The 17557-nt window shown below is 58.8% G+C and carries 15 protein-coding genes; 5 read left to right on the forward strand and 10 right to left on the reverse strand.

What is annotated here, in order from left to right:
- The 5 genes from F451_RS28710 to F451_RS0113555 all read right to left on the reverse strand — a co-directional run.
- Positions 1-203, reverse strand: a 203-nt coding sequence (locus F451_RS28710; protein ID WP_156826481.1) for a transposase, incomplete at its 3' end; no start/stop codon positions are given.
- A gap of 659 nt (positions 204-862) precedes the next feature.
- Complete coding sequence (locus F451_RS0113545) at positions 863-1102, reverse strand: nickel-binding protein (protein ID WP_026291754.1); 240 nt, start codon at positions 1100-1102, stop codon at positions 863-865.
- Between the two features lie 515 nt (positions 1103-1617).
- Complete coding sequence (locus F451_RS28620; protein ID WP_276202601.1) at positions 1618-1878, reverse strand: GDCCVxC domain-containing (seleno)protein; 261 nt, start codon at positions 1876-1878, stop codon at positions 1618-1620.
- Complete coding sequence (gene merP / locus F451_RS0113550) at positions 1847-2122, reverse strand: mercury resistance system periplasmic binding protein MerP (protein ID WP_020681919.1); 276 nt, start codon at positions 2120-2122, stop codon at positions 1847-1849. The genes F451_RS28620 and merP overlap by 32 nt, the downstream gene beginning before the upstream one ends.
- Positions 2123-2134: 12 nt before the next feature.
- Positions 2135-2479, reverse strand: coding sequence for a mercuric transporter MerT family protein (locus F451_RS0113555; RefSeq protein WP_020681920.1), 345 nt, complete (start codon positions 2477-2479; stop codon positions 2135-2137).
- Positions 2480-2553: 74 nt separating this feature from the next.
- Here F451_RS0113555 and merR point away from each other — a divergent pair, with 74 nt between their 5' ends.
- Positions 2554-2952 (forward strand): Hg(II)-responsive transcriptional regulator, encoded by a 399-nt coding sequence (merR, locus tag F451_RS0113560; protein WP_020681921.1) that lies wholly within the window; start codon positions 2554-2556, stop codon positions 2950-2952.
- Positions 2953-3113: 161 nt separating this feature from the next.
- Here merR and F451_RS0113565 read toward each other — a convergent pair whose 3' ends face one another.
- Positions 3114-3554, reverse strand: a complete 441-nt coding sequence (locus tag F451_RS0113565) for a YybH family protein (protein ID WP_156826482.1) — start codon at positions 3552-3554, stop codon at positions 3114-3116.
- A 655-nt stretch (positions 3555-4209) separates the two neighbouring features.
- Between F451_RS0113565 and F451_RS0113570 the strand changes: the two genes are divergently transcribed.
- Positions 4210-7422 (forward strand): M36 family metallopeptidase, encoded by a 3213-nt coding sequence (locus F451_RS0113570; protein ID WP_020681923.1) that lies wholly within the window; start codon positions 4210-4212, stop codon positions 7420-7422.
- A 273-nt stretch (positions 7423-7695) separates the two neighbouring features.
- On the opposite strand, the gene hutU is transcribed toward F451_RS0113570, so the two are convergent.
- The 4 genes from hutU to F451_RS0113590 all read right to left on the reverse strand — a co-directional run bounded on the left by hutU (position 7696) and on the right by F451_RS0113590 (position 14000).
- Positions 7696-9369, reverse strand: a complete 1674-nt coding sequence (gene hutU, locus F451_RS0113575; RefSeq protein WP_020681924.1) for a urocanate hydratase — start codon at positions 9367-9369, stop codon at positions 7696-7698.
- A gap of 102 nt (positions 9370-9471) precedes the next feature.
- Complete coding sequence (gene hutI / locus F451_RS0113580) at positions 9472-10737, reverse strand: imidazolonepropionase (RefSeq protein ID WP_020681925.1); 1266 nt, start codon at positions 10735-10737, stop codon at positions 9472-9474.
- A 423-nt stretch (positions 10738-11160) separates the two neighbouring features.
- Positions 11161-12486 carry a tetratricopeptide repeat protein gene (locus tag F451_RS0113585; RefSeq protein ID WP_020681926.1) on the reverse strand — a complete coding sequence of 442 codons (1326 nt, stop codon included), beginning with the start codon at positions 12484-12486 and terminating at the stop codon, positions 11161-11163.
- Between the two features lie 191 nt (positions 12487-12677).
- Complete coding sequence (locus F451_RS0113590; protein ID WP_020681927.1) at positions 12678-14000, reverse strand: YjiH family protein; 1323 nt, start codon at positions 13998-14000, stop codon at positions 12678-12680.
- Between the two features lie 292 nt (positions 14001-14292).
- Here F451_RS0113590 and hutC point away from each other — a divergent pair, with 292 nt between their 5' ends.
- The 3 genes from hutC to F451_RS0113610 all read left to right on the forward strand — a co-directional run bounded on the left by hutC (position 14293) and on the right by F451_RS0113610 (position 17553).
- Entirely contained in the window at positions 14293-15006 is a 714-nt protein-coding gene (gene hutC, locus F451_RS0113595) for a histidine utilization repressor (protein ID WP_020681928.1), read from the forward strand.
- 475 nt (positions 15007-15481) lie between these two features.
- Positions 15482-16303, forward strand: a complete 822-nt coding sequence (locus F451_RS0113605; RefSeq protein ID WP_020681930.1) for an HAD-IIB family hydrolase — start codon at positions 15482-15484, stop codon at positions 16301-16303.
- Between the two features lie 23 nt (positions 16304-16326).
- Positions 16327-17553, forward strand: a complete 1227-nt coding sequence (locus F451_RS0113610) for a glycosyltransferase family protein (RefSeq protein ID WP_020681931.1) — start codon at positions 16327-16329, stop codon at positions 17551-17553.
- The last annotated feature ends 4 nt before the right edge of the window (positions 17554-17557 follow it).

Genomic DNA, 17557 nt, shown 5'->3' on the forward strand with positions numbered 1-17557 from the left:
ATCGGCAAGAAAGACGGGGATGGCGACGGTTGCCGCGACGCTCGGATCCATTTATGGACCAGGTTGGCGTTGAGTCCGTGGTCCAGGGCAATCCGGGCGACCGATGCCCCTGGTTGCTGGCAATCCGCCACGATCCCGGCTTTAAACTCGGCAGTGAAGCGGCGACGCTTATGTGGGGCTTCCGGTGGTCTTAGCAGTGTCATATTAGGTGTCCACTTATGAATAGGTGGACACTATCGCCAGCGGCCGGCCGGGGGCTCAAGACGGGTTCGCCGGACGCTTACCTGGAAAAAGTGAAAGAGTATTGTCCTTAGTCCATCGAGCGCAGGCTGATTTATGTATAAGACAAAAGGCAAGACCTGACCCCGCCCCCTAATAAGCATTCAAGATAAAAATAACATAATCCTGATAGGTCAAGGTGGTTGTGGTGCGGTTGGAACACCTAGGATATCCTATTTGGGTAGAGTTCAGTAAGGACATTTATTTCTTGAATACCAAACAGTAAATGCTTTTATTGGTTTTTAATCCAAAGGATCTAAGATCCTAAGCGACGAACAAATCTACATTTATTTAAGAGCCGAAAATGCTACCAGATAAGCATAGGCTACAACGTAGAACCCAAGGTCATGGGGGCAATTCAAGCACCATGTGTCGCAGGTGTGTCACAGGCGTTGTGAGTTACAGTGGTTCAATGCGGTGTGGCAGAAGTAATAAAACACTGAAAAATCAATCTATTACGGTAAATAGTGGGCTAACAACACCCCTGTAACGAGGATTCGAAACACACAGGTGAAGATCCCTCGCTTCTATGTTCATGACGTCAAAAATTGGCTAGGCTGATGCAGACCACAATGGCTGCCCATCACCCGCGCGTCGATTTCACCTCCTGGACCCAATCACATTTAATGCCGGCCTTTGCATGATGCTTGTGGATCGCTTCAATATTCGGTGCGTCCAGCACGCAATATATCTTGTTGTCTTTCTCGCTGAACAGGATATCGTGGTGTGTGACCCCGAACTCGTCCGGCGGCGCACTCTGTATCTTATTCAGTTCAGCCGCCGTGAATGGCTGCATGGGATGAGCATCGATAAACTTCGGCATTGTTGCAACCTCCTCCCGCCAGAATGGTAGGTGCTTATCGATCGCCTTGCGGCGGGTAGCGAAAGGCATTCGACTCCGGCCCTCGTTCCGTCCTTGCGTAGATCCTCACCTGCTAATTTAACTATAGAAAGCTTACCGAGTATAAGCGAGGCTCATAGGCTGCTCAGCCTAAAGCTTGATCACTATGATTCACTCATGAGCGACAATCTTGACCATGATGTGTGCGTAAGGAGTTCCTTTCCACACCACATACACGGAATCACCTGGATCAACTGGACCACCTCCACCAAATACCCGTACATAAAGGCCTGTTTTTACAGGCCTTCTTCTTTTCTAGCCCGCCCTTTTCCGTAGAGGTTTCACCAAAGCGTCACGCCGCGTGACATAGAGACATTGGCTGCCCTCAATTAAACCCCGGTAACACCCTTCTCCATGTTCGTATGCACATCGCGCCACAAATGTGATCGACTACGCGCACCCACTGGATTCTTCGACATTCACAATGTTGAAATAGGTCAGGACTTGCTATGGCAGCACTCACGTTGCTGCTGGATTGGCGGACATGGCACGGATCCAAAGGAACAGAACACGCAACAGTCACCCGGTTTGGGTCGTAGCAACGCCTTACAATGGCTGCACTCGTAGAAGAACTGGCAAGCGTCCGTAGGCATGGTTTCCTGTTGAGTATGTCCGCAATGCGGGCACGTTAACTCGGACTCTAGAATGATGTCGCTCACGGTAACGTTACCTCTGGATGCCGGAAGGGTAGCCTGCATTTGTCGTTGCGTCGGTCAGCTGCTTTGGTTTCGCCTGATCCGGATCATAAGTGACAGTGGCAGTCTTATTTTCATAGTCGATTTGCACTTGGCTTACGCCTGACACCCTTTCGAGAGCTTTCTTTACAGTGATTGGACAAACCGCGCAGGTCATATTCTGCACGTCAAGGGTGACGGTTTCCGGTGTAGCAGCCAAGACCACGAGGGGCATGGCTACTAGAGAGGCAATTAATAACTTGCGCATAGCAATGTCCTTTCAGTAAAAAAACGGAGCCAGCCACGGCACGGCCAACAGGCCTAGCAGCAGCGCGGAAACAACCCAAAATACGACCCGCTGCAGCATCCGCGAGCGCGGATCATCACAGGCAGCGCCTGTTGTACAGGCCTGCGGAACAAAATAGAGTTTGCGAAAAGCCAGCCCAAGAAACAGAAATGTCAGAGCGACAAAGATCGGTCGATACGGTTCCATCGCCGTTAGACTGCTTATCCAAGATCCCCCGATACCGAATGCCAGCAGCACGAGCGGACCGACACAACACACCGACGCGCCAATAGCAGCCAGCCCGCTGGCGATGAGTGATCCTTTGCCAGTAATTGGCATATCTGTCTCCTTGAACCAGATGACTTAGTGTTATTCTAATCTCCGTACCTTAGTACGGAGTCAAGGAGAATGGGATGGCCACAGAATTGACGATTGGTAAGCTCGCAGAGGCGGCCAAGGTAAACGTGGAGACTATTCGCTACTACCAGCGCCGTGGCCTGCTGGATGAGCCGCCTAAACCACTGGGCGGGTATCGGCGTTACTCGGCCGATCAGGTGAAACGCGTGCGGTTTATTAAACGGGCACAGATGTTGGGTTTCACGCTATCTGAAATTGGTTTATTGCTCTCGCTGGACGACACGAGCCTGTGTCATGAGACCCGTGAGATGGCCGCCCACAAGCTGGCCATGATAGAACAGAAGATGGCTGACCTCTCCGCTATGCGCCAGGTACTAAATGACCTAGTGCAACAATGCGATGCAGGTATTGGCGGAGCAGACTGCCCGATCATCGACGTATTGGCACAGAGTTAACCAGCGATTTTTTCGTATTCTGCAGCATTCCATTCATAGGCCCAAAGGTAACGGCTTTGGGGTCAGGTCTTGCCCTTTGCCTTCCTTATAAAAGGTTACACAAAAGGCAAGGTCTGCCCCCTCTCCTTCTGATAAATCACCCGACACTATTCAATCCACCTTCAGTCCGCCCCAAACGGCGACTGCAAGTTATTGAGCACTTCGACTACTTCCGGAGCCAAGTCCGTGTGGTGATGCCGAACCTTCCATGCGCCACCTTCTCGCTGATAAATGTTCGTCACGCGCATTCGGCCAGAGACCCTCTCCCCGGCCAGCTTGAACTCTGCATGCTCAACACCCACTTCATAGGCGAGGTCCCCCACAACGTGGACGAGTTGGTCCTTCAGCACAACCTTTCCATCCGTAGACAGCTGAGCCACCTGGTTCCAGCTTTCCCAGACTTCACCCCAGCCTACCTGGCGTCCGCCGGTCGGATGCAACGTAGTAACGTCTGATCCATGTGACCAGATATCGGACAGCGGCCCGGCATCACCATTCAACATGAGGTTTAGGGCTTCGTAGAATGCTGTTGATGCTTTGCGGACTTCATCTTGGCTGGACATGAGATAGCCCCCTTCTGTGTCGATGTTCAAGAGCCTGCACACATACATCGTATTTTAGGCTGCAATACAGCAACGCGTGAGCGAATTGCAGGCTGCCTGGCACTTTCCTGTGAGGTGTCAGGCCGATCTGACCACTAAAGAATCCCCAAGACGTTGGGGCAGAGGGTCCGCGTAACCCTCCCCCAAAACCGGACCAGCCAGACCTGGCGGTTTCGTCTTCACCACCTTCTACTTCCGATTTACAGCCGGCCCTGCGAGGCTTTTTCACACACGAGCGCGACTGCAAATGCGCGCTTGAGCGCGCTCAATGCAAAAAAATGCCTGAGAATATTTCGAGAAAAAATCATTCCATTTGCTTTAAAAACAGCCATTTAATGGTCGACTAGCGTATATTTTTAGATCTATTCGGAAAAACCGGTAATTGACAGGCGTCGGTTTCCGTTTAGCTCCACTAGGCTGCAAGACTGTTTTGTTGTTCCAGCCCACCCTTTCGTGATGAACACCCACACTTTCTAGTCAGGCAGGAGAAAACCGCAGAGAACGATCGCCGCATGATTCCGGGGCACCGCAGGGCGCCGCTGAACATAGCGCGATACTGCACCACAACGGGAAACGATGTCCCCGCCTCACCGAACGTCAAGGAGAGAGAACGCTAATGGATTTTGCAATATGGAGAAAAAACCACGGGGCGCTCAAGACCATAACGGTACTGAGCACCCTTTTGTGGCTATCGCCCGTCACCACAAATGCCGCACCCGGCGGCCCTCCGCAGGACCCGTTATCATCCGCTATCGAACGGCTGAATGAAGATGGGCGTACCCGCATGTTGCTGGGTACGCCCTACCTGACCGATCCCTCGTCACTACCGCCGACGCAGATCGCACTCGATTTCATCGAGGCGCATGCCTCGCGGTTTGGGCTCAACCGACGCCAGCTGTCGCAACTGGTGGTAACGCGCAGCTACCGCACCGAGCATAACGGCGTACAGCAACTCACCCTGGGGCAGGAAATCAGGGGTTATCGCGTTCTCAACAGCGGCCTGACCTTCTCGATCGATGCACTCGGGCGGGTCATTTCGGTGGGTGGCGAGGTTGCACTCGGTGCACCAACCGGCGCCGCGGCGCTGAATGCCCGGGCCGGCCTGCAGCGTGCCGCACAGGCCGCCGGAGTCGGATTGCCGCTATGGCTGGCGGAGCTACCGAGCAACGGCAACCAGCTGCGTTTCGAAAACACCTTTGCCCGAGTACTGCACCCAAACCCGGTGACGGCGGAGCAGGTCTGGTATCCCTCTGAGCACGGCAACCGGCTGGTGCTGGCGTGGCAGGTCGAATTCGAGGTAGACGGCGAGCTGTGGCTGCGCAGCGTCGTCGACGCCGACTCCGGTGCCGTGCTGCACGAGGAGAACCTCTACGTGCATGCCGGCCCCGGGGGTACCGTGTTCACCGGCCAGCATCCCGAGGACAGCCCCGCTGAAGCAGACACACCCTTTACCGGTATCGACGGCTCCTGGGTAACTGGCCGCGTCACCAGCGGTAACAACGTCAATGCCTATCGCGACCTGGCCGATGATGACGTCGTTGGTTACCAGCCGCAGACACCGGATGTCGGAGACCCCGCATACCAGCACTTCAACTACCTCTGGACAGATGACTGGCGCAGCAGCGGTGACGGATCTGACGACAGTCTCGACGCCGACCTCGATTTCGTCATCACGCAGCTGTTCTACTACACCAACGTGATGCATGACTGGCTCTACGGTTACGGCTTTGACGAAGCTTCGGGCAACTTCCAGGTTGATAACTTCGGCAAGGGTGGTTCCGGCGGCGACCCGGTCCTGGCCGAAGCGCAGGACGGCTGGGATTTCGGTTGTGAGAACGGCACTATCCGTTGCAGCAACAACGCCAATTTCGCGACCCCCGGCGACGGCACCAGCCCGCGCATGCAGATGTACATGTGGTCACCGAACCGCCCTTACGGCGATGGCTCGGTGGACGGCGACGTCATCGCCCATGAATATGGCCACGGCGTATCCAGCAGGCTCGTCGGCGGCGGTAATCTCGGTTACGGTGCCAACCTGGTCCATGCTTCCCTCGGCGAGGGCTGGTCGGACATCATTTCGTTCCTGAAATGGGGAGACAATACGGTCGGCGAATACGTCACCGGCAATGCCGCCACCGGTATCCGCAGCGTGGCCTACGACGCCTCGAACCTGATGTACAGCGACTACGATCCGTGGGCCGGTTCCGGTCACCCGAATGGCGAGATCTGGGCCTCGATGGTCTACGACATTCGCGCCGAACTCGGGGTAAACACAACCACGCAGCTGGTCATCGACGGCATGAAAGCCACCCCGGCACTACCGGATTACCTGGACGCGCGCGACGCTATCATCGCCGCCGACACTGCCAACAACGCCGGCGCGAACTTCTGCCTGCTGTGGCGCATCTTTGCCGAGCGCGGTCTGGGTTTGAATGCCACTTTCAATAAATACGCCAACTCCGGACCCACCGACAATTTCGACGTACCCGTTACTTGCGCACCGACCGCTGATGCCGGCGGCACTTACAACACCGATGAAGGCACCGACGTGGTGCTTGACGGCAGCGGTTCGACGGAGTCGGACGACAGCTCCGGCGGCGCAATCGTCAGCTACGAGTGGGACCTGGACAACGACGGCGAATTTGATGATGCCACCGGTGTATCCCCGACCTTCACCGACGTCGGCGACAACGAGGTGCAGACCATCGGTCTGCGGGTTACCAACGCCGCCGGCTTCTCCGATGAAGCCTCGACCACGGTGACCATCGAAAACGTTGATCCGGTGGTCTCGCCAAACGCGGTGACGGGCACCAGCGAAAACACGGCCATTACCCTCTCCGGCAGTATTGCCGATGCGGGCTGGCTGGACGTTATCACCGCAACGGTGGACTGGGGTGACGGCAACGGTGTACAGGCTCTCGCCGGTACACTGGAAAACGTGCGTCCCGACGCGACCTTCAGCTTCAGCCTCGAGCATACTTACGGCGACAACGGCACCTACACCATCGAGGTCTGCGGCAACGATGATGACGGCGGCTCGCACTGCGCCACGGTCAATGTCACTATCAGCAATACTGACCCGACCACCGCGCTGGATTCGGACTTTTACCTGGCCCACGCCGGCGAGTCCGTCGATGTGTCCGGCGGCACGACCGATCCGGGCTCCGACGACCTGAGCGCCACCTGGACCTGGGGTGACGGCACCAGTGACGCTGAGACCAGCCTGGTCAACCCGCCCGCGACTGACCCCGCCATGAGCCCGTCGATCCAGCCGCGGGATGTCAGCTGGAGCGCGAGCCACATATACGCAGACGCCTGCCTGTACACGCTCGAACTCGGCGTAACGGATGACGACGCTGGCACGAGCTCCGATACCGCGACGGTGATCATCACCGGCAACGACGACAGCATTTGGGGTTCCGGCTGGTGGCTGAACCAGTACCGGCCGCAGCCGCCCAATACATTCACGAATGCGCAGCTGGAGTGCTACCTGGATATCGTTCGCACGATGTCCGATGTGTTCGATGAAGACAACAGCCCTCTGGACACCCGGCAGGATGCGGTCAAAGTGCTGTTCGTCAACAAGAACCGGGGCACCGCGAACGAACTGTTCGACGAGCAGCTGCTGGCAGCCTGGCTCAACTTCGCCAACGGCGGCTACGACCTGGATTCCCCGGTCGATACCGACGGCGACGGCGCGACCGACAGCACCTTTGAAGCCGCCGTTGCCGCTGCCGAGGCTGTCAGACTCGACGGCGCAGCAACCAGGGCCGAGCTGCTGCTGCACAAGGGCATTCTGGAGCGCATCGTACAGGCACAGAAAATCTAAACGTCCATCGCCTTACGGATGGACTCAAAACGGGCGGGATGCATTTCCCGCCCGTTTTTTATTGCGTGGCCGGTGTGCTCCAGCGGGTAGTCAAAATGAAGGATTGCTCGCTGTATTGCGCCACTGGACCGCTGATGACTCGATCAAAACGCAAAAAAACGGCCGTGATATGTGCGTATCACGGCCAGCCAATGAGCAAAGTAACGGACAAAGATCAGGCAGGCGGGCGCACGTGGCAGGGTGCCACGTGCGCCCGGGTGATTTGGCAGGGGGTTAGTTTTCCAGCATCGGCAGGTCGAGACCCTGCTCTTTCGCGCAGTCGATGGCGATGTCGTAGCCGGCATCGGCATGGCGCATGACGCCGGTGCCCGGGTCGTTGCGCAGCACACGGCCGAGGCGCCTGGCGGCCGCATCGGTGCCGTCGGCAACAATCACAACGCCGGCGTGCTGGCTGAAGCCCATGCCCACGCCGCCGCCATGATGAATCGATACCCAGGTGGCACCGCCGGCGGTATTGAGCAGCGCGTTCAGCAGCGGCCAGTCGGAAACCGCATCCGAGCCGTCCTGCATCGATTCAGTTTCCCGGTTCGGGCTGGCCACGGAACCGGAATCCAGATGGTCGCGCCCAATCACCACCGGCGCCTTCAGCTCGCCGTTTTTCACCATCTCGTTGAACGCCAGCGCCAGGCGGGCGCGGTCTTTCAGGCCGACCCAGCAGATGCGCGCCGGCAGCCCCTGAAAGGCGATGCGCTCGCGCGCCATGTCCAGCCAGTTGTGCAGGTGCTTATCGTCCGGAATCAGCTCCTTCACCTTCTGGTCGGTCTTGTAGATGTCTTCCGGATCACCCGACAGCGCCACCCAGCGGAACGGCCCGATCCCTTCGCAGAACAGCGGACGGATGTAGGCCGGTACGAAGCCCGGAAAGTCGAACGCATTCTCGACGCCCTTTTCAAAGGCCATCTGGCGAATGTTGTTGCCGTAATCGGTGGTCGCGGCGCCGCTGGTCTGCAGCGCCAGCATGGCACGCACCTGGATGGCCATGGATGTCTTGGCGGCATCGACCACGGCGGCTTCGTCCTTGAGGCGCATCTCGGCGGCGTACTCCATGGTCCAGCCCTTGGGCAGGTATCCGTTGAGCGGATCATGGGCGCTGGTCTGGTCGGTCACGACATCCGGCACGATGCCACGCTCGGCGATTTCCGGGAAGATATCGGCACAGTTGCCCAGCAGGCCCACAGAGACCACTTCACCCGCCGCCTTCGCGGTCTCGATCATTTGCAGGGCCTCGTCCAGGCTGTAGGCCTTCTTGTCCACATAACGGGTACGCAGGCGGAAGTCGATACGGGTCTCGTCACACTCAACCGCGATGCAGGAGTAGCCCGCCATGGTTGCCGCCAGTGGCTGGGCACCACCCATGCCGCCGAGTCCACCGGTCAGGATCCAGCGCCCCCTGGCATCGCCATTGAAGTGCTGCTTGGCCATGGCGGCAAAGGTTTCGTAGGTGCCCTGAACAATGCCCTGGGAACCGATGTAGATCCAGGAGCCGGCAGTCATCTGGCCGTACATCATCAGGCCCTGCTTATCCAGCTCGTTGAAGTGTTCCCAGGTCGCCCAATGGGGCACCAGGTTGGAGTTGGCGATCAGTACCCGGGGCGCATCGGCGTGGGTCTGGAACACGCCGACCGGCTTGCCGGACTGGATCAGCAGGGATTCGTCGTCCTCAAGGCGCTGCAGCACCTCGATGATCTTGTCGTAGCATTCCCAGTTACGGGCAGCGCGGCCGATACCGCCGTATACCACCAGGTCTTCCGGACGCTCGGCCACATCGGGATGCAGATTGTTCATCAGCATGCGCATCGGCGCTTCGGTCAGCCAGCTCTTGCAGGTTATTTCGCTACCGGTTGGCGCCTTGATGACGCGGCTGGGATCATGACGGGTATTAGACATGGTTCTGGGCCTCACTTGAGAATGAAGTGGATGAGACACGCGGCTAAAGGAGCGGTCCCGTTGTCTGTTTTCAGAATCGGTTGGTATGCAGCGAGAAGGACATCACACATTGCGCACCTCCCCGGCCACGATGCGCTGGCGCACCAGGTTGACGCCAAACTGGTACGCCAGCTCGGCCGGATGATCGATGTCCCAGAGCACCATATCCGCCTGCAGGCCGGCCTTTAACTGACCCGCCTGGCCCGCGAGCCCCAGCGCCTGCGCACCGAAGCGGCTGGCGCCGGCCAGGGCTTCTTCCGGCGTGAAGCGGAACAGGGTGCAGGCCATGTTCATCGCCAGGCGCAAGGATGCCAGCGGCGACGAGCCCGGGTTCAGGTCGGTGGCAACGGCCATGCCCACGCCGTGCCGGCGCAGCAGTTCAATGGGCGGCACTTGGGTGTCGCGCAGGAAGTAGAAGGCACCGGGCAGCAAGGTCGCCACCGTATCAGCGGCGGCTATCGCCTTCACGCCGTCCTCATCGAGCCATTCCAGGTGGTCGACCGACCAGGCGCCGTAACGCGCGGCCAGGGCGGCGCCGTGCAGGTTTGACAGCTGTTCGACATGGGCACGGATACCCAGACCCTGCGCCTGAGCGGCCTGGAACACCCGTTCGCACTGGGCCGGAGAAAAGGCGATACCTTCACAGAACACATCCACCGCATCGGCCAGACCTTCGGCAACCGCCGCCGGAATGATTTCGTTGCAGACCAGATCGATATAGCCGTCGGCGTCATCCTTGTATTCAGGCGGCAGCGCGTGGGCAGCCAGCAGGGATGTCGACACACGCACCGGGTGACGCTCACCGAGTTTGCGCGCCGCACGCAGCATGTTCAGTTCCCCCTCAAGGCTCAGCCCGTAACCGGACTTGATCTCGACCGAGGTCACGCCCTCTTTCATCAGCGCCAGCAGGCGCGGCTCGGACAGCACCACCAGCTCATCAACGCTGGCCTCGCGGGTAGCACGAACGGTGGAAATAATGCCGCCGCCGCTGCGGGCGATCTCTTCATAACTCGCCCCCAGCAGGCGCTGCTCGAACTCCTTGGCGCGACTGCCGGCGAACACCAGGTGCGTATGGGCATCGACCAGGCCCGGTGTCATCCAGCCGCCACGGGCATCGACAACATCAGCGCAAACCGCGTCAGCGTGGAACTGCGCCATCGGCGCAATCGCTACGATGCGACCGGCGCGCACACCGATCGCCTGATTCGACAGGGCGCCGTAGGGCTGTGCGATAGCTTCGTCGAAGGTCGCCAGGTTCGCGTTGATCCAGATTCGATCACAGGTCTCAAACACCGTATCCACCTTGGGCTGCATAGTTTGTATATACATATATATAACACAAGATTTTCAGAAGGCAAATCTTTCTTGTGAAAAACCGGCAACCCGGCAATCACAGATAACATGAGATCACCAAGTTGCAGCGGCTTGGGCATAAAACCAGGCGCAGCAACAACTGCACCTCACGGCCTGGCATGCCATGGCATAAAAGCGGGACGGATGTATATACATTAAAGGTTGCAGCGAACCAGGGGGCCCTGCATTTAGGCAGGCGGCTTTTGCGTGTGTGGCCGTACGTCGCGTGCTGACAGCGTGTATAGAGCGACCTACCAGAGGGTACGTCAACGATGAGTACATGACTGCAATGGAGCTACGCGGCGCTCAAGCGCCCCGCAGCCAGGCTGCCCGGTGACAAGCAGCCGGTGACATGCCCCCGGAAACAAGCAGCGGGGAATCGATTGCCGTATCGCCGCTTCAGTGGCTGGCGTCATTATGCAGCCGCGCCAGAAAGCCGCGATTGACCTGGCTGTGGGGTTTGAGCGCGCGCCGTTCGTTGACCAGGGCCTCGGCCAGGTTTGTCATGCCACCGCGCACCGCCGCTTCCGTCAGGGTCCAGTCAATAATGTCACGCTGTGCATGACTGCCACCAAAGCGGTTGACGATAAAGCGCGCGCGGTGCAGCCGCTCGGCAACGGTGGCATAGTCCCCCCGCCAAAACGCGACAAAGCCTTCCACCAGCGGCGAACCGACTTGCCGGGCCCAGTCTGCAACCTCCGGCGTCGCACCCGAGGCTGAGCGCAATGCACTGAGTACGCGCTCAACGTCCTGGTCGCGCCCGCTCCCCAGGTAGGCCATCACGGCATGCCAGTCGTTGAACGGATAGAGCTTGCCATCGGCATGCTGATCCCAGGCGCTTGCGAGCTCCTGCCAGCGGTCAGACAGATCACGTCCGAGCAGCGACAGCCGCCACAGCAGAGCTGAGGCATCGATCATGTCGAGCGCCACCTGGCTGCGATCCTCACGCACAGGCCCGTCATAGAGTCTCAGTGCTTCGTCGACATCGCCAAGATCCAGGTAATAGAGCGCCAGGTGCCACCAGTTGTGAACGCGGAAAAAGTTATCCTCACCGGACCAGGCCGGTTCTCGAGTACGCATCCAGCCAACACCGTCCTCGGCACGCCCCTGCATTTCCATCACATGGGCGACCGCATGGTGGGCCCAGCAGTCCAGCGGCTCCCGCGCGGTTGCCTCGCGTCCTGTTTCTTCGGCACGCGCGTAGTGTCCGCATTCTTCCAGCCCGAACGCATACATGCCCAGCACGATCGAATATCCCGGTACAGAGGGTGACCACCTGGGCAGCGCACGGGCGATCCGGTCCCGCAGGTCACGGGCGCAGGCGCGGTAAAAATCCGCCAGATGGCCGCACTGCAACCCGACCAGATCCAGTGGGTAGTTGATATTGTGTTCGTCCAGCGCCAACGCGGCCGAGGTCCAGTTGCCCGCCAGCATCCGCTCCAGCACGCCGATATGGGATTTCTCGCGCGCATTCAGCGACAGCGTTTTCGCCCGTTCGACGATACGCCCGGCCGCCAGGGTAGCCCCGGGTTCCGTCGCCACGCCATAGAGGTAGGCCTTGAGAATATGGGCCATGGCAAAATCCGGCGCCGCTTCAATCGCGCCGTCGATCAGGCCGATCGGGTCGCCCCGGTAGAGATTGAACGCCCGGTTGGCGCCCTCGTAGAGCTCGAGCGCCGCCGAGGTGGCGCCTGAAACTGAATTACCCTGCAGATCGGTTAGCATGGCTGCATTCTCCTGTGTCGGTGCCGGCCCTTTCGTCACCCTCGGCTGATGGCTCCCCCAGTGACACAGCAGCCGTTCAGTCGGGCTATGGATAATTTTAGAACGCCTGCGGCCTTACTCGGGTTCCAGACGCAAAAAACCCGAATACGGCACCTGCCATATTCGGGTTTGCGGGTGCGCAGGAAGGGCGTTCAGCCAACCAGGCTTTGCGCGTAGAAGCCAAAAGGTGCCGACAGCAGGATCGTCAGGGCAACACGCTGATACCAGATCATCAGCATCTGGCTAATGGTGAGCGGAATCTCGGTGGACAGGATGCAGGGAATCGACGCCGAGAAAAACAGGATCGAGGATATCGCCACGCTGCCGGTGACGAACTTCGCCGCGACGGCGCCTTCGGCCATCAGCAGCGCCGGCAGGAACATCTCGGCCAGCCCCGTGGCCGAGGCCTTGGCCACCAGCAACGGATCCGGCAGCTGGGCCAGCGCCGTGAAGGGATAGAACAGGTAACCCATCCAGTCGAACAGCGGCGTGTACTTGGCCAGCAGCAGGCCGATCAGCCCCACCGACATGATCGACGGCAGAATGCTCATGGCCATCAGCACACCTTCCTTCAGGTTGCCGCGGATATTGAACAGCAGCGGCAATGCCCGCTGGTTCGCCTCCAGACCTTCAAGCATGGCCTGTTTCAGCCGTGAGTGCTGCAGCACCTCATTTTCCGGCGACGCCGCCTTGTCATCCATACGCGAGAGCGGAAAGATGCGCACGGTAATTGCTGTCACGACAAAGGTCACCAAAAGCGTCGACCAGAAAAACAGGTTCCAGATCTCCATCAGCCCCAGGGTCTTGGCCACGATCACCATGAAAGTGGCCGACACGGTGGAGAAGCCGGTGGCGATAATGGCCGCTTCCTTGGCCGAATACTGGCCCGACTTGTACACCCGGTTGGTAATCAGCAGGCCAATGGAATAACTGCCGACAAAGGACGCCACCGCATCAATGGCGGATTTCCCCGGCGTTTTGAACAGTGGGCGCATCACCGGCTGACAGAGCACGCCGATCAGCTCCAGCAGGCCAAAGCTGATCAAAAAGGCCAGGAAGATCGCGCCCAGGGGCACGATCAGGCCCACCGGAATCACCAGCTTGTTGAACAGAAAGGGCAGCATGTCCTTTTCAAACAGCAGTGCCGGGCCGAATTCGAAATAGGCCATCAGCGAGACCAGCACACCGCTGAGCTTGAGCCCTGAAAAGACCATCTGGGTCACACTGCTGCGCCAGGTGCCGCGAATAAACGGATAGAGCCCGCCTGCCAGAATGATCAGCATCGCATAGACCGCCGCACCGCCGGCCTGATTGGCGCGGATCCAGGATACGATGTGATCCAGCGGTATGGTGGATTTGCCACCAAACTCCATCGGGACGAAGAAAAAGACAATGCCCACCGCACTGAACAGCACCAGCTTGAGCAGGGACACAGGATTGAAGGACATTACGCCCGCGACCTCATTCTTGTTCATGGATCTGCCTGTTTATTATTAGGGAGCTTTCCCGGGCACGTCGCACGCAACGCTCTCACCCGCCCAGACTCCGATTATCGACGTCCTGCCACCGGTGCAGGCCCGTGTCGGCCTGCACAACTCCATTTGTATGTATATGTATATACATATACACCGGCAATGTAAATCCATTTGTCACATGGCCGGCATGAAAGCCCCTGCTTCACAGGCAATTGATGCCACAGCTTCGGTTGTTGTGGTCGACAGGGGAAGTATATACAATCGATATATTTGGGTTTTTCGGGGATCACGGGTGAGCAACAAGCCGCGCTATCAGCAGATCAAGAGTTTCATCCTCGATGGGATAAAACAGCAGACCTACCGCCCGGGCGGCAAAATTCCCACCGAAACTCAGCTGGCGCAGCAGTTCTCTGTCAGCCGCATGACCGTCAACAAGGCGATCCGCGACCTGGTGCAGGACAACATGCTGGTGCGTTACCCGGGCCTGGGCACTTTCGTCTCCGATGCCAAGGCGGAATCCCCCCTGGCCGATATCAAGAACATTGCCGAAGAGGTACGCCAGCGCGGCCACGACTACAGCTGTCGTGTCATCAAGCTGCGTGAAACCGCGGCCAGCGAGTCCGTAGCAATGCAGATGGGCGTTCCGATCGGCACGCCGGTCTATCGGTCGGTGATCGTGCACCTGGAGAACACACTGCCAATCCAGCTGGAAAACCGCTATGTCATTGCAGCGTCCGTACCCGGCTACCTGGAGCAGGACTTCACCCAACACACCCCCAACGAATACCTGTCCAGCATGTGCCCCATTTCCAGTATCGAGCATATCGTCGAGGCCGTTTTGCCGAGCGAAAAGGTACAGGAACTGCTGGATATCGACGCCAACACCCCCTGCATTCAGGTGAATCGCCGCACCTGGTCCGACGGCCGCCTGATCAGTTTCGCCAGCCTCACGCACCCTGGTACCCGTTACAAGCTACGCTCCATTACCACCATCACCCCGCGCTGACACAGTCAATCCTCCTGTAGCGACGCTCGACCTGCGCGCCGCTGCCGGACCGGGTGCGAAACAGCGACACCTGAAAAATGGGCTCTGCACGCATTTCTATTCGCCTGGCGGACAACCGGTTCCCTGCCGATTTGCCCGTCACGCCACAAAAACGAGCGCAATCGCGCGAACATGCCGCTTTTTGCGACACCCGACTCGGGCCACCTTGCTTGAAGGAAGGGCCAATGATGCAGCACGCCGGCTGCATTCATTAACTCGCCGAGTTAGTACTCCGCACAGCCGGACGGGCCAGTGCAGTGCCTTCAATCGCCATGCCGCGCACCACTTTGGTGCAGATACAGCACCACATTGTGGATAACCTTGCCTGAAGCCGCCCTATAGAAGGCTCGAACCTGATCTACACTGTACTGGCACCCGACTTGCAGGAGCTGACTGAACGCGGACAGTCCCTGTCAGTCAAGGAGCCAGATGAAGCATGAGCCGATTACTGATATCCACAGACCTCGATGGCACCCTGCTTGACCACAACAGCTACAGCGCAGAGGCGGCACAGCCCGCATTGCTAAAGCTGCGTCAGCTACAGATCCCCTGGGTGCTTAATACAAGCAAAACCCTCGCCGAACTGGAGCCGCTGCGCCAACAGCTTGAGCACAATCACCCCTTTGTTGTGGAGAATGGCGCAGCCATTTACATTCCCACCGACTCACCACTGGCGCCGGACCTTTCGCCGGATCCAGGCGGAAAGTATCGCTGCAAGATCTTCGGCCCCAGCCGGCGCCGCATTCTGCTGGCACTGGAGCCCCTTTCGCAGCGCTATCGCTTTACCGGTTTTAGCGCCCTTTCAGCTGAGCGTCTTGCCGACATCACCGGGCTGACCCCCGAAGAAGCCCGCCAGGCAATGGCGCGGCAATTTACCGAACCGTTAATCTGGGAAGATTCCCGCGCCGCGCTGCATGACTTTGCATCCGAGCTGTCGCTGTTGAATTTTCAGGTCCAGCGCGGCGGCCGCTTTACCCATGTCATGGGTCGCTGCGACAAGGCCGATGCGATGCGCTGGCTGGCCGAGCAATACAGCATTCTCTGGGGCGAGCCTGTCACCTGCATGGCGCTCGGCGATGGCGACAACGACGTCGGCATGCTGCAAAAGGCGGATCTTCCCGTGCTTGTCCGCTCACCCAGCCATGCCCCACCGCAGGTTCCTGGCCGCACCGATGTCGTAGTGACCGAGCAGCCAGGCCCGGCAGGCTGGAATGACGCGGTCAGTTGCGCCTTGCAGCAGCTGGGCCTCGCCACCTAATAACACCAATAAAGGATTTCCCCATGGGCGATTTCTACCAGAACGGCATCATCACGACCCTGCACAACCTGTCTCACCGGCCTCTCGAAGAGCTGGAACGCGAACTGCTGGCCTTCTCCAAGGTGCGCCCCCTGGCGCTGATCCTGCCCTGCCTGTATTCCGAGCTCGAAGGCGAGGCAATGCCCAATATACTGCGGCACCTCAAACAGGTTCCCTACCTGTCGGAAATCATCATCGGCCTGGACTGCGCCGATGAGCAGCAATACCGCGATGCGCTCAAATTCTTTTCAGCCCTGCCCCAGCCACACCGGGTACTCTGGAACGATGGCCCGCGTCTGCGCGCCATCGACCTTGCCCTCAAGGGCGAAGAACTCTCGCCATTGCAGGCAGGCAAGGGCCGCAACGTCTGGTTTTGCATGGGCTATACCCTCGCGGCAGGCAAGGCAGAATCCATTGCCATGCACGATTGCGATATTCTGACCTACGACCGCGAACTGCTGGCACGGCTGATTTACCCCGTCGCCAACCCCAATTTCAATTACGAGTTCTGCAAGGGATTCTATGCCCGCATCGCCGACCACAAGATCAATGGCCGTGTCAGCCGGCTGCTGGTCACACCGCTGCTGCGGGCACTGAAGAAAGTATTCGGCAATCTCGATTACCTGGAGTACCTCGACAGCTACCGCTATCCGCTGGCCGGCGAATTTTCGTTTCGCCGCGACGTGATGAGCGATATCCGCATCCCCAGCGACTGGGGCCTGGAGATCGGCGTGCTCAGCGAGATGACTCGAAACTACTCCAATAACCGCCTGTGCCAGGTCGATATCGCCGACGTTTATGACCACAAGCACCAGGATCTGTCACTGGAGAGCGACCAGGCAGGACTGTCGAAGATGTCGATCGACATCACCAAGGCGGTCTTCCGCAAACTGGCAACCAACGGCATCGTGTTCAACCACGAGACCTTCAGGACCATCAAGGCCACGTACTTTCGCATCGCGCTGGATTTCGTCGAAACCTACCGCAACGATGCCGAAATCAACGGTCTGGCGCTGGATATCCACCAGGAAGAACAGGCCGTCGAACTCTTCGCCGGCAACATCTTCAAGGCCGGTAACCATTTTCTCGAGAACCCGATGGAAGCGCCCTTTATCTCCAGCTGGAACCGCGTTCAAAGCGCTTTCCCGGGCGTGCAGCAACAATTGCTCGCCGCCGTCGACGCCGATATGGCCGAATTTGGTCAGCAATGACAGC

It is taken from the genome of Marinobacterium rhizophilum DSM 18822 (genome assembly GCF_000378045.1).
GTDB classification, from domain to species: domain Bacteria; phylum Pseudomonadota; class Gammaproteobacteria; order Pseudomonadales; family Balneatricaceae; genus Marinobacterium_A; species Marinobacterium_A rhizophilum.

What these genes read in the sequence shown, in the direction of transcription:
- F451_RS0113570 (WP_020681923.1), top strand. Translation starts at nt 4,210, where the DNA reads ATGGATTTTGCAATATGGAGAAAAAACCACGGGGCGCTCAAGACCATA.
- F451_RS0113590 (WP_020681927.1), bottom strand. Translation starts at nt 14,000, where the DNA reads ATGAACAAGAATGAGGTCGCGGGCGTAATGTCCTTCAATCCTGTGTCC.
- F451_RS0113545 (WP_026291754.1), bottom strand. Translation starts at nt 1,102, where the DNA reads ATGCCGAAGTTTATCGATGCTCATCCCATGCAGCCATTCACGGCGGCT.
- hutI (WP_020681925.1), bottom strand. Translation starts at nt 10,737, where the DNA reads ATGTATATACAAACTATGCAGCCCAAGGTGGATACGGTGTTTGAGACC.
- F451_RS0113610 (WP_020681931.1), top strand. Translation starts at nt 16,327, where the DNA reads ATGGGCGATTTCTACCAGAACGGCATCATCACGACCCTGCACAACCTG.
- F451_RS0113555 (WP_020681920.1), bottom strand. Translation starts at nt 2,479, where the DNA reads ATGCCAATTACTGGCAAAGGATCACTCATCGCCAGCGGGCTGGCTGCT.
- F451_RS28620 (WP_276202601.1), bottom strand. Translation starts at nt 1,878, where the DNA reads ATGCAGGCTACCCTTCCGGCATCCAGAGGTAACGTTACCGTGAGCGAC.
- hutU (WP_020681924.1), bottom strand. Translation starts at nt 9,369, where the DNA reads ATGTCTAATACCCGTCATGATCCCAGCCGCGTCATCAAGGCGCCAACC.
- F451_RS0113605 (WP_020681930.1), top strand. Translation starts at nt 15,482, where the DNA reads ATGAGCCGATTACTGATATCCACAGACCTCGATGGCACCCTGCTTGAC.
- F451_RS0113565 (WP_156826482.1), bottom strand. Translation starts at nt 3,554, where the DNA reads ATGTCCAGCCAAGATGAAGTCCGCAAAGCATCAACAGCATTCTACGAA.
- merR (WP_020681921.1), top strand. Translation starts at nt 2,554, where the DNA reads ATGGCCACAGAATTGACGATTGGTAAGCTCGCAGAGGCGGCCAAGGTA.
- merP (WP_020681919.1), bottom strand. Translation starts at nt 2,122, where the DNA reads ATGCGCAAGTTATTAATTGCCTCTCTAGTAGCCATGCCCCTCGTGGTC.
- F451_RS0113585 (WP_020681926.1), bottom strand. Translation starts at nt 12,486, where the DNA reads ATGCTAACCGATCTGCAGGGTAATTCAGTTTCAGGCGCCACCTCGGCG.